The following is a 13,212-nucleotide window of genomic DNA, read 5'->3' as shown; positions in this document are numbered from 1 at the left end:
AGGGGATGAGCCACCGCCAAATGAGTGAGGCCCGCCGATGGTCGCGATGAACCGTCGGCGGGCCCCTATGCCCTAAAAGCCTATTCAGAGCTTAGAAGAGCCCGGCGAAAATATCGTCACAGCCGCAATCGTCGTGCCCGTCGTCATGGCCCATGTCATCATGGTCAAAGAGTTCGTCCACAGCACCACCGCCGCCCAGCAGATGCGCAATCGCACCTTCGGTGTCGGTGCCATCAGGGGTGTTGTTGCCGGTCAGGATATCATCGACCGTGCCGCCGTTGCCAACCAGTTCATCGACCGTGCCCCCTTCGGCCAGCAGGTTGTCGATCAGGCCGTTATTGGCCGATCCGTCTGCTTGGTCGTCGCCGGTCAGCAGATCATCCAGCGTGCCGCCATCACCGGCCAGTTCGTCAAGGATACCGCCCTCGGCAAAGATATCATCGATCAGGCCGTCGGTTTCAGAGCCATCGGCATCGCCGTCGCCCGTCAGCAAATGGTCCAGCGTGCCGCCGTCACCCGTCAGCTTGTCTACGGCTCCGCCTTCGTCGGTAAGGCCAGACAGTCCGTCCAGCAGCTTGCTGTCACCTTGGCCTTCGTCGTCACCTTTCGTGAAACGACCACCAGTGGTCTTGCCCAGAAGCCCGGTCAGTTCGTCAACGGTGCCGCCATGGCCGAGCACCGCATCAACCACCCCGTGCGTTTCCGTCCCATCTGCATCACTTTCGCCATTCAGAAGGTCATCCAGCGTGCCGCCGGTCCCGGCCAATTCGTCCAAGATCCCGCCTTCGGCCGTGACGTCATCGACCACACCTTCGGTTTCCGAATTATCGGGGTGATCGTCCCCGGTCAAAATGGTGTCCAAGGTGCCGCCATCCCCCGCGAGGTCGTCTACAAGACCGTTGTCCTGCGTCAGACCGGGCTGAGTGTAAGGGTTTTCGTAAACCGTGCTTTTGGTGACGGTGGGCTTTGCGAAGATATTGAATCTGAAACCAAACATGTGCTGTGTTCCTTCCCTGCGGTGGTCCAGCCGCGGGTCGTCCGCGGCACAGCCAGGACGGCAGGGCAATTAGCGCCATCACGAAGCTGCCCTGTATACACGTATGGTTTCAAAAAAGTGGCTTCGAACAATCGGTTTCCGAAGCCCGGACAATCAACCAAGACGGCGGAATGTCAGGTAGTGCGGGGTACGGCCTTCGCGCAGGGCCTTTTGTTCGTACCGGGTGGAAATCCAGTCATCCCAAGGTTCGCGCCAGTCGGCAGGCTTTTCGGCCAGCCATTCGAACCCATGGCGCGGCACCTGTTCCAGCGTCTGGCGGACATAGTCGGGGATATCGGTCGCCACGCGGAAAATCGCGCCGGGTTTCAGAACCTGCGCCAGTGGCTCCAGATGCTCTGGCGTCACGAAACGGCGACGGTGGTGGCGTTTCTTGGGCCAGGGATCGGGGTACAGCAGAAAGGCGCGGCTGATGGATTGGGCGGGCAGCACGTCGAACAGATCGCGGGCGTCGCCGGGGTGAACACGCAGGTTGTCGACACCAGCCTTGCGGATCTTGCCCAGCAACATGGCGACGCCGTTGATGTAGGGCTCCGCCCCGATGATCCCGACGTCGCGGTTGTTCTCGGCCTGATGGACAAGGTGTTCGCCGCCGCCAAAGCCGATTTCCAGCCAGACGTCGCGATCCCCGAACAAGGACGGCAGGTCCAGCGGCGTGCGATCAGGATTTTCCTCCCAGCCAACAGCGCCGGGCGACAGGTCCGCCAGGTCCTGATCCAGATAGGCCTCTTGCGAGGGGCGCAGGGCCTTGCCCTTGAACCGGCCATAAAAGTTGCGCCACGGGGCGCCGGAGGGGTGCTGATCGCTCATGCCCCGGCCATAGCGTCAGGGCGGGACGGGATCAAGCACCCGGCCCATTGGCCCCTGCCCTTAGTGGTTTGTTTTCATCATCCGTTCGTGGACCGCATCCATGCCCCGCAACGCCATGTCAGACACTTCGGCAGCATGGGTGTGAAGGGCGGCGACAACCTCTGGGTCGTCCGAGGTCTGGGTCACGATTAGGCCGCCGTCTATGGCCTCAATCTCGGTCACGATGGCGTCGCGGCGTTCGAACAGAATGTCCAGCGTCGGGGACTGGATAAAGACCTGAGGGTCGCGGCCCTCCTCAACGCGGGCAATCATGCCGGTGATGTGGCTGATGAGGGCGGTGGCCAGAGCCTCGTCTTCGGTCCTAGTGGTGGCGCGGATGCCATTGGGCAGGTTTTCGACGTCCCGTTCGATCAGCGCGAAATAGCGGAACATCTCTGCCATCTCGGCGCTTTCTTCTGGCGTGGCATCCTTACCGCGCAGGCCGGGCATATTGACCATATCGTGGCCAGTGCCGTCGGCACCGTGCCCATGCCCCATGACGCCGTGACCCATAGAGCCGTGGCCCGATTGCGCCATGGCGGAGCCGGCCATGAGTAGCGATAGACAGATTAAAATAGCGCGCATTGGGACCTCCGATCCTTTGAGCAGACTATCATGCGAGTTTTGGCATATGTCATCCTAATTCCGCGTGACCAATGCACGCACGGTCCGGTCTGTTACTGCGCATCTACGCACAGATTATGTCGAATTTCTTGGAATGGTGCGGTGCGTCTGGCTGAGGCAAGGTTCCTCCGTCCCCCGGATCACGGGGTCCGATACGGAATTTAAAGGGAATAAACCGATGTCTAACCTACTTGCTTATGCCGCACCGCTTGGCCGTGTGCTGCTGTCTTTCATGTTCATCCTCTCTGGCTTTCAGAAGATCACCGGTTATGCCGGTACCCAAGGCTATATGGAGATGATGGGCGTCCCCGGCGCGCTGCTGCCGATTGTTATCATCGTCGAACTGGTCGGCGGTATCGCCCTGCTGGTCGGCTGGCAGGCGCAGATTGCGGCCTTCCTGCTGGCGGGCTTCTCGGTCGTGTCCGGCGTGCTGTTCCACCTTGTGCCGTCCTTCGCGATGGAAGGCATGGATGCTCAGATGCAGATGATTTCGTTCATGAAGAACATGACGATCGCAGGCGGCATGCTGATGGTCATCGCATTTGGCCCCGGCACCCTGTCGGTTGGCAAATCCGCCAAGGTCGTTCCTGCGGAATAAGTCTGTCCCATTGACGCGAAAAGGGCCGGGGAAATCTCCGGCCCTTTTTGTTTGGAGCTGATGGGATCAGACGGCCTTTTTCAGCGCCTCGACCAGATCGGTCTTTTCCCAGCTAAAGCCGCCGTCTTCTTCGGGCTTGCGGCCAAAGTGGCCATAGGCTGCGGTACGCTGGTAGATCGGGCGGTTCATCTGCAGATGTTCACGAATGCCGCGCGGAGTCAGGTCCATGACCTGTGCCACGGCTTTTTCGATCTCGGCCTCATGCACGTGGCCGGTGCCATAGGTATCGGCATAGATCGACAGCGGTTTCGAGATGCCGATCGCGTAGGACAGCTGAATGGTGCACTTTTCAGCCATGCCGGCCGCGACGACGTTCTTTGCCAAATAGCGCGCGGCGTAAGCGGCAGAGCGATCAACCTTAGTCGGGTCTTTGCCCGAGAAGGCACCACCGCCGTGGGGCGCGGCACCGCCATAGGTGTCGACGATGATCTTACGACCCGTCAGGCCCGCATCCCCATCAGGGCCACCGATGACGAACTTGCCAGTCGGGTTGATCCACCACTCGGTGTTGTTGGTCAGCCAGTCGCCGGGGATCACTTCGCGGATGTAGGGTTCAACAATCGCGCGGATGTCGTCCGAGGTCTGGTTTTCGTCATGGTGCTGGGTCGACAGAACCAGCTGAGTCACCTCGACAGGCACACCGTTTTCATAGCGCAGAGAGACCTGAGATTTCGCGTCCGGGCCCAGCGTCGGCTCGGTCCCGTTCTTGCGGACCTCGGCCAGACGGCGCAGGATCTGGTGCGCAAACTGGATCGGCGCAGGCATCAGGTCGTCGGTTTCGGTCGTGGCGTAGCCGAACATGATGCCCTGATCACCGGCACCTTCGTCCTTGTTATCGCTGGCGTCGACACCTTGCGCAATATGGGCGGATTGTTCGTGCAGCAGGTTGGTGATTTCCACGGTCTCGTGGTGGAACTTGTCCTGCTCGTACCCGATGTCCTTGATGCAGGCACGGGCGATGCTGTCGACTTTGTCCATGTATTCGGTCAGCTTGGCCTGATCGGCCAGACCAACTTCGCCACCGATGACAACACGGTTGGTAGTGGCAAACGTTTCACAAGCGACCCGCGCGTGGGGTTCTTCGGATAGGAAAGCGTCCAGAACGGCGTCAGAGATACGGTCACAGACCTTATCCGGGTGGCCCTCGGAAACGGATTCCGAGGTGAAGATGTAGTTCTTGCGGGTCATGAAATAGTGCTCCGGTAAATGACAAACCACCCCGCCAGGAAGCCGTTGGGGCGGTGGTACCTCCCGCCTATACGGCGGGTCATGCCGCGTCAACGCTATGTTGATGCGGATCGGCGGCGATTGCCAAAGACGAGGACGCCAAGACACAGTAGCACCAGCGCCGCAATCGGCAGATCTCCGATACGGGCGTAGGGTGTCGGCAGATTGGCAGGCGGCAAAGGCAGGTCGCGGACGCCTGCGGTGCCAAGGGGCATGGCACCGGACAGGCGGCCCGCCGGATCGATCAGGGCAGAGATACCGGTGTTGGCCGCGCGGATCATAGGCAGGCCCTGTTCAATCGCCCGTAGCCGCGCCTGTGCCAAATGCTGGTAGGGGCCCGAGACTTTGCCGAACCACGCATCGTTCGTGATCAGCAACAGGAAATCAGGCCGACCTGGCGCGCCAGCGATATCGCGGGGGAAGACGCCTTCGTAGCAGATCAGCGGCAAAGCAGACCCGACGCCCGGGATGTCCATGAGGCGAGGACCGGAACCGGCCGAAAACCCGTTGCCAGTGCGTTGCGAGAGGCCCGGCAGGCCAAGATCACCCAGCAAATCGCCCAACGGGATATATTCCCCGAAAGGCACGAGATGATGTTTGTCATAGACGTCCCGCACCTCTCCGCCCTCACCCAACAGGGCCATTGCGTTGAAAATGCGCTGACCTTCGCCACGATTGATGCCAAAGACCATCGGCTGGCCCGACGCCGCCTGCGACAGGGTGGGCATGAGATGGGGAACCTCCTCTAGCCACGCCGGGACAGAGGTTTCGGGCCAGACCACCAGCGCGGGCGGATTTGCGGGATCAATGCCTTGGGCCGTCAACGACAATGTCCTGTCAAAATGCTGCGGGGCAAGCATCCGGTCCCATTTTTCGTGTTGCGGCACGTTGGGTTGGACGATGCGGATGATCGGACGCCCGGTCAGATCTGCGGTAGGCGGGGTCAGCAAAGCCCCACCCGCCATGACAACTGCAAGGGCCGCGCACCATGCCAAGCCGCGTTTAAGCGGTGCGGCCCAGATCAATGGCAGTGACGTTGCGAACAGGAAGATGAGTGCCCCTAGGCCCATGGCGCCCATCCACTGCGCCCATTGCACTGCTGGGGTAGAGATCAGGACGTGACCCGGCAGCGCCCAAGGGAAACCGGTAAAGACGAGCCCCCGGAGGTAGCCGATCAGCACGAAGGTGAGGGTCGTTGCCAGAGCAAACCGGAAGCCCCGGCCTGCCGCCACGAACCGGGCCAAGCCCCCGGCCGCGCCCCAGAACAACGCCATCCCGGCCGCCATGAAAATCAGGGCGAAGGGGGCCATCCATCCGTGGGTCTGAATATCGACCAGAAAGGGTTCAACGATCCAGCTAAGCGCGACCGCAAAGTACCCCGCGCCCGCCGCCCACCACAGGCGCGCGACCTGCAGCGGACGCGGCAGAGCGCTGGCCATAAGGTGAACCACGGCCAAGCCAATCAGCGTCAGGGGCCAGAGGTCAAAGGGCGCTTGGCCTAGCGCCGCAATGGCCCCTGCGCATGCCGCCACCAGCGACTTGCGCAGGGGCGACAACGCCATAAGGACATCGATACGACGCGTCAGCATCGCGGCGCGGCTCATTGTGCGGCGAGCGTGGCGGTCTCTTCGCCGTCCTCTACCGCGTCTTCGGCACCTTCGGGGCGCAACCGGACGCGCAGACGCTTGATCCGGCGGGGATCGGCATCGACGACTTCGAATTCATGGCCCGCGGGATGGGGGACAACCTCGCCTCGGGCCGGGACGCGGCCCGAGAGCATGAAGACCAGACCGCCGAGCGTGTCGATCTCTTCCTCGTCCACGCTGTCGTCAGCGGTCAGGTCAAAGCCGGTTTCCTGCGCGAATTCGTCCAAGGGCGTCTTGGCCAGAGCGAGGTAGGTCACCTCGTTTTCTTTGGTCCAGAGCTTGTCTTCTTCGACGTCATGTTCGTCTTCGATCTGGCCGATGACCTGTTCGATCAGGTCTTCGATGGTCACCAGACCGTCCACACCACCGTATTCGTCAATCACAAGCGCCATGTGGCGACGCTCCTGCTGCATCTTCTGCAGCAGCACGCCGATGGGCATCGATGGCGGCACGAACAGCAGCGGCCGCAACATGGATTTCATGACAAAGCGCGCCGGTTTGGCGGTAAAGCCGTGGCGCAGGGCAAAATCCTTCAGGTGAACCATACCGATGGGCGTATCCAGCGTGTCCTGAAACACCGGCAGACGGGTCATGCCCGTATCGCGGAAGGTTTTCACAAGCTGATCGCGCGTCACCGATGCGGGAACGGCGACGATTTCCGCCTTGGGGATCGCCACGTCTTCGACCCGCATCCGGCGCAGGTTGATCATGCCATGGATAGGCCGTGCCGTCGCCGGAGAGCTGTTGGATTGGGCCGTATGCGGAACAGGCGTTGGCGCATCCTTGCCAAATAGCCGCGCCCAGAACCCTCTTTGAGGGTGGGAGGTGCCGTGTTCGTCCTGCTTCAAACTGTCGGGAAGCGCGCTATGCGCTGCGTTAGAAGACCCGTCGCTTTGTTCGCCCATCAATCCTTACCAATTGCCGCCGGATCTGTTCACCACGAATCATCCGGCCCGAGGGTCAGCCCCTCAATTCTCCCTATATGGGTCCGGTAGACCCATTTTGCCAAGTATTTCGACCTCTGCCGCTTCCATCAGCGTGGCATCGGCGTCACGTTCATGATCATAGCCCAAAAGATGCAACGTTGCATGAACGATCAGGTGGGTCACGTGATCGGCCATTGGCTTGCCCTGCTCCTGCGCCTCGCGGGCGCATGTTTCAAAGGCGATGGCGATGTCTCCCAGCTCTGGATCAGGGCCGGGGTCTGGCAATTCGGGGCTGTCTCCCTCCACCTCTGCGGAGCGTTCTTCGGACGGCCAGGACAGCACGTTCGTCGGCGTCGGTTTGCCGCGAAAATCGGCATTGAGGGCAGCAATCCGCGCATCATCACAGGCCAGCAGAGAGATTTCCCAGTCGTCAGCGTCCAGTCCAAGGTGCCCAAGCGTCGCCAGCGCCGCGGTTTCGGCCAAAGGCTCCAGCCCCGCGTCGGTCCAGCGGTCGTCTTCGATGATGCAGTCGATCAAACTCATGGCGCGGCAGTTATCAGGTCAGTTGGGCCAGCGCCATAGAGCGCGGGGCGCTGACCGCGGCTCGTCGCCCAAGACTGACGAAATCGTTACTCTTCCTCGTTGCGCTTTTTTGCGTCCAGAACGCCATAGCTGCTGGAAGAACTACCGCCTTTCGCAAGGTCATAGTGCCCTTCGGCCGCCAAACCACGGCGCAACAACTCTCGGACGGCGGCGGAGCGGCTGGGCATATGCGTCGTGAAACGCCAGTCGTCGACGGCAGCCAATTCTTCGTCCGTCAACATGATCTGCAACCTTTCCAGTCGCTTACCGTCTGCCATTCACCGTCCCTTGATCCTTTGCGGCCCAATCTATGATCAGCGTAACCGATCTGCCCGTTGGAAAGAAGTCTGCATACGGCTCATTATGAGTAAAGAGCGGCAAATGCCAAGACCACTCATTCCGCTTGGTATCATATAATAAGCGACTGATTTCATTTGCAATCTCTCCAGATCAGCAGAGTGTGGAACCATGGAGAGAATCTTTACTAAAATCGCTTCTTGGGACCCTAATGGGACGCGCCCGTCCGATGTGTTGATTGTCAGTGACAACGCATTGATGACCTTGGATTTGTCTATGGCGCTGGCGCCGAGGGGCTTTGTCGCGGTGACCCGTCCGCATTCTGCGGGACCTGACTTAAAAGCCTATGGCACTGACGATTATGCAGCCATCATTCTGGACGTTGAGAAAAAGAACGATGCGCTGAACAGCATGCTGGAGTGGATGACAGCCGGACTGACGCCAGTATTCGTTGTCTCGACCTGCGCAGAAGACGCGTCCCTGCCAAAGGTCACGGCATGGCTCGACAAGCCGCTTTCAGTCGAAATGCTATTTGAGCGTGAGGCCGGTTAAGCTGACCCAGCACCGACCGTCGTCGATGCGGAGCTAGCCAGAGACTTTACTCTACCCTTTTGCTTCATCCGCCTCGTAGGCCTCGATGATCGCCGCGACCAGCGGATGGCGGACGACGTCCTTGGCGGTGAAGTAGTTAAAGCTGATCTTATCTATCCCGCCCAACAGACGTTCCGCATCCTGAAGCCCCGACGGCATGCCGCGCGGCAGGTCGACCTGTGACCGGTCGCCGGTGATGACCATGCGGGACCCTTCACCCAGACGGGTCAGGAACATCTTCATCTGCATAGTCGTGGCGTTCTGCGCTTCGTCCAGCACGACAAAGGCGTTGGACAGGGTCCGACCGCGCATGAAGGCAAGCGGTGCGATTTCGATCACCTTTTCTTCCATCATCTTGGCCAATTGCTTGCCCGGAAGGAAGTCATTCAGCGCGTCATACAGCGGCTGCATGTAGGGATCGACCTTGTCCTTCATGTCGCCCGGCAAATAGCCCAGCTTTTCGCCCGCTTCGACGGCGGGACGCGACAGGATGATCTTGTCCACCGCGCCGTCGATGAACATCGACACGCCCACGGCCACGGCCAGATAGGTTTTCCCCGTCCCGGCAGGGCCGATGCCAAAGGCCAGTTCGTTCTGGAACAGGTTGCGGACATAGGCTTTCTGCGCCTCGGTCCGGGGTTCGACCAGTTTCTTGCGGGTCTTAATCTCGACCCGGCCGTCCTTGAACATCTCGATCTGTTTACCGTCCCGGCTAGCCCGGTCTGGCTTGGCGCCCGGCATCCGCAACTCACGGTCGATGTCGGCGCTGGCAACCGGGCGACCGGCCTCCAGCCGCGCATAAAGCGCTTTGAGCACCTTCACCGCCTCTTCTGCGGCGGGCTTTTCGCCCATGGCAACCAGATGATTGCCACGGCGCAGGATTTGCACGGAAAGCTTTTGTTCGATTTCGGCGATGTTGCGGTCGAATTCGCCGCACAGCTCGATCAGCAGGAAGTTATCGGGAAACTCGACAGCGACCTCTGCCAGAGTGTCGGTGGCGGCGTCGCGGGGGGGCAGCAATGTGGCGGCCAAGCAGATCTCCTAATCTAGTGCTTTCAGGTTATGTAGGTTCGGTCGGGTCGGAAAACAAAAAATGCCGCAAGGAGGTCCCTGCGGCATTTTTTTGCGTGATATGCGACTTGCGCTGGCATCTTAGCCGGCGGGCCGTGTCGATGTGCGCGGGTCAAAGATGTGACCGCCGCGCTTGAACCCGCCCGTTGCGGTGTTCGGCGGGGCCGTGCCCGAGCAGACCGGCTTGCCATAGGGGTCAAGTCGCTGCGACAGGTAGCCTTCGACACCGTCGTCGATGATCCAGTGGTCACAGCCGTTGGGATCGATCCAGATACCAGCCTGAAGCTGGGACAGGTGTTTTTGGCCAAAGCCGCGGTCGCGGCCTTTGAAATCCGGCGTCGGGCTGGGGTGACCACAGGCGGCCACACCGGCAACCAAGGCACATCCAAGGGCGATTTTCGTCAGGTTCATATCGCCCCCCTTAGCGAATGCAGATGATTTCAACGCGACGGTTCTGGGCCATGCCAGCCGCCGTGTTGTTGGATGCCGCGGGCATACGCTCACCATAGCCGCGGACGTCCGCGATACGGGCCCCCGTTGCCGCAGCGACCTGAGCCACCGCATTGGCGCGGTTGTAGGACAGGCGCATGTTGTATTCGTCAGACGCGCGGCTGTCAGTGTGACCGGCGATGATGAAGGCGGTCGCGGTCGAGCTTTGGAAGAACTGCGCCAGACGCTGCTTGTTCGCGGCGCTGATGTGATACTTGTCAGTCGCGAAGAACTGGTCCGACTGCATCACACCACAGACGTTACCGCGATTACAGACCGGGATACCCTGACGGTTGACGTGGGGGCTCATGTAGCCCTCCAGACCGTCGTCCATCACCCAGTGTTCGCAGCCATCGGGATCGACCCAAATTGTCGGAATGTATTTTTCGTTATAGCCCAGGTTGCGCCCCACGGGCGGAATACCCTGAGACAGCGCCGGGCCCGAGACGGTCGCGACGCACAGGGCAGCGGCAGCAAGCCCTTTCATCATCCGTCCGGCGGCTTCGAAGCTGATCTTCACCACTATGTTGTCCTCTGCTTCCCCCGAAGGACCAATGCGGACGGTAATGTTCGCCTTGGCCCAAGCGTTGTTTTGTCCCTTCACTTTAACGCTTTAGAAATACTTGTGAAGATTCAATCCACGGAAAGGGCGCCAAAATATGGGATATTTCGGCACCTTGGGTACGAATTGTAGATGAAACCCGCAGAAATGCCGCCGATCGGACGGGATCGTCGCCGGCATACAGGTTAACACCAGAATCACTCTGCTGTGATCAGCTCTCCGGCCAGAGAGTTCGGGCCGCTGTCGGTGATCCGCACCCGCACCAGATCGCCGGGGGCGAGGTCAGCGTTGATATGAACCGCGTGCAGGTGATCGGATTTGCCCACCATCTGACCGTGCAGACGCCCGGCCCGTTCGATCAACACGCCAACCTCTTGGCCGACCATGGCATTCTGGATCGCACGCTGCTGATCGGTGATCAGGGCCTGCAGCTCTTGCAGGCGGGCGCTGGCGACGGCTTCGTCCACCTGCGCGCGTTCTGCGGCAGGCGTGCCGGGGCGGGTGGAGTATTTGAACGAAAAGGCCTGACCATAGCGGACCTCTTCGATCAGGCGCATGGTGTCGCGGAAATCTTCGTCGGTTTCTTCGGGGAAACCGACGATGAAGTCGCCCGAGATCAGGATGTCAGGCCGCGCTGCGCGGATGCGATCGATCAGGCGCAAATAGCTGTCGCGATCGTGGCTGCGGTTCATGCGCTTGAGGATACGGTCAGACCCGGACTGCACGGGCAGATGCAGATAGGGCATCAGCTTGGAACACCGGCCATGGGCGTCGATGAGGTCGTCGTCCATGTCGTTGGGGTGGCTGGTGGTAAAGCGGATACGCTCCAGCCCGTCGATTTCAGCCAGTTCCCAGATCAGGCGGGCCAGCGACCAGTCTTTTCCGTCCGAACCTTCGCCGTGGTACGCGTTGACGTTCTGGCCCAGCAGCGTGATTTCGCGCACGCCACGCTCGACCAGATCGCGCGCCTCGGCCAGCACGCGGGAGACAGGGCGCGATACTTCGGCCCCTCGGGTGTAGGGCACGACGCAGAAGGCACAGAACTTGTCACAGCCTTCCTGCACCGTCAGGAACGCGGTCGGGCCGCGTTTGGCCTTGGGGCGGGCTTTCAGCTTCTCGAACTTGTCTTCTTCGGGGAAGTCGGTGTCGATCACCTTTTCCTTGCCGGCCTTCGCCTCCATCTCGGGCAGGCGGTGGTAGGATTGCGGACCGACCACCAGATCGACCATGGGCTGACGGCGGATGATCTCTTCACCCTCGGCCTGCGCCACACAGCCGGCCACACCGATCTTCAGATCAGGCTTGGCTGCCTTCAGATCCTTATAGCGGCCCAGTTCGGAATAAATCTTCTCGGCCGCCTTTTCCCGAATGTGGCAGGTGTTCAGCAGGATCATATCCGCCTCGTCCGGGCTGCCCACCTCGGTATAGCCGTTGCCGCCCAAAGCCTCTGCCATACGCTCGCTGTCGTAGACATTCATCTGGCACCCGTAGGTCTTGATAAATAGCTTTTTCGGCTGGGACATGGTTCGGCTCGGATCGCTTGGACAGACTGGTGGGGAATTCAGCGCTGACTAACGGAAAGTGCATGGGCTTGCAATGCAGGGCAAAAGACGGGACGTTGCGAAAAACATTCTGGAATGACCCCGTGCAGTTTCCCGATCTAGACAGTTTTATCGCGGCGCGTCCCCCGGCCTTTACCAAGGGGCCGTCGGCGATGATCTTTGCCGAAGACGGGGTCGAGATCGAAAGCACCCTCTACCATCATCTGAACGCGGGCTTTAAGTCCGTGGTTCTGTTCGGCCATCCGGAATTCAAGCTGGATCGTAAGCTGCAGACCAGTGTGATCCGGGTGAATTACGACATGGCCGCCGGCGCGTCGCTGATCGATGCGGTGAACGCCGCCATTAGCATCGCGCCGGGCGCGTGGCTCTATTACTGCTACAACGCCGAGTACCTGTTCTTTCCCTTCTGCGAAACGCGCAGCATCGGTGAGATGATGACATTCCACGGCGAAGAACGGCGCGATGCCATGCTGACTTATGTCATCGATCTATACGCCAGCAATCTGAAAGACGCGCCCAACGCGGTGTCGCTGGACGATGCCTGTCTGGACAAGTCCGGTTACTACGCGCAGGCGCGGCTGGACCCAGAGGTACATAATCACCCGAAAGAACGGCAGCTGGATTTCTTCGGCGGTCTGCGCTGGCGGTTCGAAGAGTTCGTGCCCCCCGATCGCCGCCGCATCGACAGGATTTCGCTGTTCCGCGCCCGTCCCGGGCTGGTGCTGCGTCCCGATTTCACCTTCGATGACGAAGAGTACAACACATATTCCTGCAAGTGGCACAACAACCTGACGGCCGCGGTCTGTTCGTTCCGCGTGGCCAAAGCGCTAAAGCGGAATCCCGGGTCGACCCACGACATCAAGACTTTCCACTGGCACAATTCGGAAAGCTTCGACTGGACGTCGCAGCAGTTGATGGATCTGGGCCTGATGGAACCGGGCCAGTGGTTCTGAGCTGAAGCCAGAGCCCCCTGCCCCATCCTCTTCCCAGAAGTATCCCCGCCGGAGGCATCCATGGTCCGCAAAAAACGGGACGCCGGTTTTCCGGCGCCCCGCTGACCAAATCGGACCTGAC

Annotated in this window: 15 protein-coding genes and 1 riboswitch; of the genes, 3 read left to right on the top strand and 12 right to left on the bottom strand. The window is 60.5% G+C overall.

Annotated elements, in window-relative coordinates:
- Positions 1-91: 91 nt before the first annotated feature.
- The 3 genes from ACI3GR_RS01225 to ACI3GR_RS01215 all read right to left on the bottom strand — a co-directional run bounded on the left by ACI3GR_RS01225 (position 92) and on the right by ACI3GR_RS01215 (position 2,488).
- Positions 92-997, bottom strand: coding sequence for a hypothetical protein (locus tag ACI3GR_RS01225; RefSeq protein ID WP_407491991.1), 906 nt, complete (start codon positions 995-997; stop codon positions 92-94).
- Positions 998-1,150: 153 nt separating this feature from the next.
- A complete protein-coding gene (gene trmB / locus ACI3GR_RS01220) occupies positions 1,151-1,864 on the bottom strand; it encodes a tRNA (guanosine(46)-N7)-methyltransferase TrmB (RefSeq protein ID WP_407491990.1) in 714 nt (237 codons plus the stop codon).
- 60 nt (positions 1,865-1,924) lie between these two features.
- The gene (locus ACI3GR_RS01215; RefSeq protein WP_407491989.1) at positions 1,925-2,488 is read right to left on the bottom strand and encodes a hypothetical protein; all 564 of its coding nucleotides are present in this window, start codon (positions 2,486-2,488) and stop codon (positions 1,925-1,927) included.
- A gap of 217 nt (positions 2,489-2,705) precedes the next feature.
- Here ACI3GR_RS01215 and ACI3GR_RS01210 point away from each other — a divergent pair, with 217 nt between their 5' ends.
- Positions 2,706-3,125 carry a DoxX family protein gene (locus ACI3GR_RS01210; RefSeq protein WP_407491988.1) on the top strand — a complete coding sequence of 140 codons (420 nt, stop codon included), beginning with the start codon at positions 2,706-2,708 and terminating at the stop codon, positions 3,123-3,125.
- A gap of 66 nt (positions 3,126-3,191) precedes the next feature.
- Here ACI3GR_RS01210 and metK read toward each other — a convergent pair whose 3' ends face one another.
- The 5 genes from metK to ACI3GR_RS01185 form a co-directional block, all read right to left on the bottom strand.
- Positions 3,192-4,373 carry a methionine adenosyltransferase gene (gene metK, locus ACI3GR_RS01205; RefSeq protein WP_407491986.1) on the bottom strand — a complete coding sequence of 394 codons (1,182 nt, stop codon included), beginning with the start codon at positions 4,371-4,373 and terminating at the stop codon, positions 3,192-3,194.
- Between the two features lie 7 nt (positions 4,374-4,380).
- Positions 4,381-4,430: riboswitch (SAM-SAH riboswitch) on the bottom strand.
- A gap of 38 nt (positions 4,431-4,468) precedes the next feature.
- Positions 4,469-6,001, bottom strand: a complete 1,533-nt coding sequence (gene lnt / locus ACI3GR_RS01200; protein ID WP_407491985.1) for an apolipoprotein N-acyltransferase — start codon at positions 5,999-6,001, stop codon at positions 4,469-4,471.
- Positions 6,002-6,012: 11 nt separating this feature from the next.
- Entirely contained in the window at positions 6,013-6,963 is a 951-nt protein-coding gene (locus ACI3GR_RS01195) for a hemolysin family protein (protein ID WP_407491983.1), read from the bottom strand.
- A gap of 63 nt (positions 6,964-7,026) precedes the next feature.
- Positions 7,027-7,527, bottom strand: a complete 501-nt coding sequence (ybeY, locus tag ACI3GR_RS01190; protein ID WP_407491982.1) for an rRNA maturation RNase YbeY — start codon at positions 7,525-7,527, stop codon at positions 7,027-7,029.
- 86 nt (positions 7,528-7,613) lie between these two features.
- The gene (locus ACI3GR_RS01185) at positions 7,614-7,844 is read right to left on the bottom strand and encodes a hypothetical protein (protein ID WP_407491980.1); all 231 of its coding nucleotides are present in this window, start codon (positions 7,842-7,844) and stop codon (positions 7,614-7,616) included.
- A 190-nt stretch (positions 7,845-8,034) separates the two neighbouring features.
- Here ACI3GR_RS01185 and ACI3GR_RS01180 point away from each other — a divergent pair, with 190 nt between their 5' ends.
- Positions 8,035-8,415: a hypothetical protein gene (locus ACI3GR_RS01180; RefSeq protein ID WP_407491978.1), complete on the top strand. Its 381-nt coding sequence runs from the start codon at positions 8,035-8,037 to the stop codon at positions 8,413-8,415.
- A gap of 51 nt (positions 8,416-8,466) precedes the next feature.
- Here the strand turns inward: ACI3GR_RS01180 and ACI3GR_RS01175 are convergent, their stop codons facing one another.
- The 4 genes from ACI3GR_RS01175 to miaB all read right to left on the bottom strand — a co-directional run bounded on the left by ACI3GR_RS01175 (position 8,467) and on the right by miaB (position 12,099).
- The gene (locus tag ACI3GR_RS01175) at positions 8,467-9,486 is read right to left on the bottom strand and encodes a PhoH family protein (protein ID WP_407491977.1); all 1,020 of its coding nucleotides are present in this window, start codon (positions 9,484-9,486) and stop codon (positions 8,467-8,469) included.
- Between the two features lie 120 nt (positions 9,487-9,606).
- Entirely contained in the window at positions 9,607-9,936 is a 330-nt protein-coding gene (locus tag ACI3GR_RS01170; protein ID WP_407491976.1) for a hypothetical protein, read from the bottom strand.
- Positions 9,937-9,946: 10 nt separating this feature from the next.
- Positions 9,947-10,537 (bottom strand): OmpA family protein, encoded by a 591-nt coding sequence (locus tag ACI3GR_RS01165; protein WP_407491975.1) that lies wholly within the window; start codon positions 10,535-10,537, stop codon positions 9,947-9,949.
- A gap of 236 nt (positions 10,538-10,773) precedes the next feature.
- Positions 10,774-12,099, bottom strand: a complete 1,326-nt coding sequence (gene miaB, locus ACI3GR_RS01160) for a tRNA (N6-isopentenyl adenosine(37)-C2)-methylthiotransferase MiaB (protein WP_407491973.1) — start codon at positions 12,097-12,099, stop codon at positions 10,774-10,776.
- Positions 12,100-12,221: 122 nt separating this feature from the next.
- Between miaB and ACI3GR_RS01155 the strand changes: the two genes are divergently transcribed.
- A complete protein-coding gene (locus ACI3GR_RS01155) occupies positions 12,222-13,091 on the top strand; it encodes a hypothetical protein (protein ID WP_407491971.1) in 870 nt (289 codons plus the stop codon).
- Positions 13,092-13,212: the final 121 nt, after the last annotated feature.

This window comes from Pseudooceanicola aestuariicola, assembly GCF_045763785.1.
Taxonomy (GTDB): domain Bacteria; phylum Pseudomonadota; class Alphaproteobacteria; order Rhodobacterales; family Rhodobacteraceae; genus Pseudooceanicola.
This window is presented reverse-complemented; position numbering and strand designations above follow the sequence as displayed.

Bases quoted from the DNA above. Each gene is read 5' to 3' on its own strand.
- ACI3GR_RS01225 (WP_407491991.1), bottom strand. From the start codon at position 997: ATGTTTGGTTTCAGATTCAATATCTTCGCAAAGCCCACCGTCACCAAA.
- trmB (WP_407491990.1), bottom strand. From the start codon at position 1,864: ATGAGCGATCAGCACCCCTCCGGCGCCCCGTGGCGCAACTTTTATGGC.
- ACI3GR_RS01215 (WP_407491989.1), bottom strand. From the start codon at position 2,488: ATGCGCGCTATTTTAATCTGTCTATCGCTACTCATGGCCGGCTCCGCC.
- ACI3GR_RS01210 (WP_407491988.1), top strand. From the start codon at position 2,706: ATGTCTAACCTACTTGCTTATGCCGCACCGCTTGGCCGTGTGCTGCTG.
- metK (WP_407491986.1), bottom strand. From the start codon at position 4,373: ATGACCCGCAAGAACTACATCTTCACCTCGGAATCCGTTTCCGAGGGC.
- lnt (WP_407491985.1), bottom strand. From the start codon at position 6,001: ATGCTGACGCGTCGTATCGATGTCCTTATGGCGTTGTCGCCCCTGCGC.
- ACI3GR_RS01195 (WP_407491983.1), bottom strand. From the start codon at position 6,963: ATGGGCGAACAAAGCGACGGGTCTTCTAACGCAGCGCATAGCGCGCTT.
- ybeY (WP_407491982.1), bottom strand. From the start codon at position 7,527: ATGAGTTTGATCGACTGCATCATCGAAGACGACCGCTGGACCGACGCG.
- ACI3GR_RS01185 (WP_407491980.1), bottom strand. From the start codon at position 7,844: ATGGCAGACGGTAAGCGACTGGAAAGGTTGCAGATCATGTTGACGGAC.
- ACI3GR_RS01180 (WP_407491978.1), top strand. From the start codon at position 8,035: ATGGAGAGAATCTTTACTAAAATCGCTTCTTGGGACCCTAATGGGACG.
- ACI3GR_RS01170 (WP_407491976.1), bottom strand. From the start codon at position 9,936: ATGAACCTGACGAAAATCGCCCTTGGATGTGCCTTGGTTGCCGGTGTG.
- miaB (WP_407491973.1), bottom strand. From the start codon at position 12,099: ATGTCCCAGCCGAAAAAGCTATTTATCAAGACCTACGGGTGCCAGATG.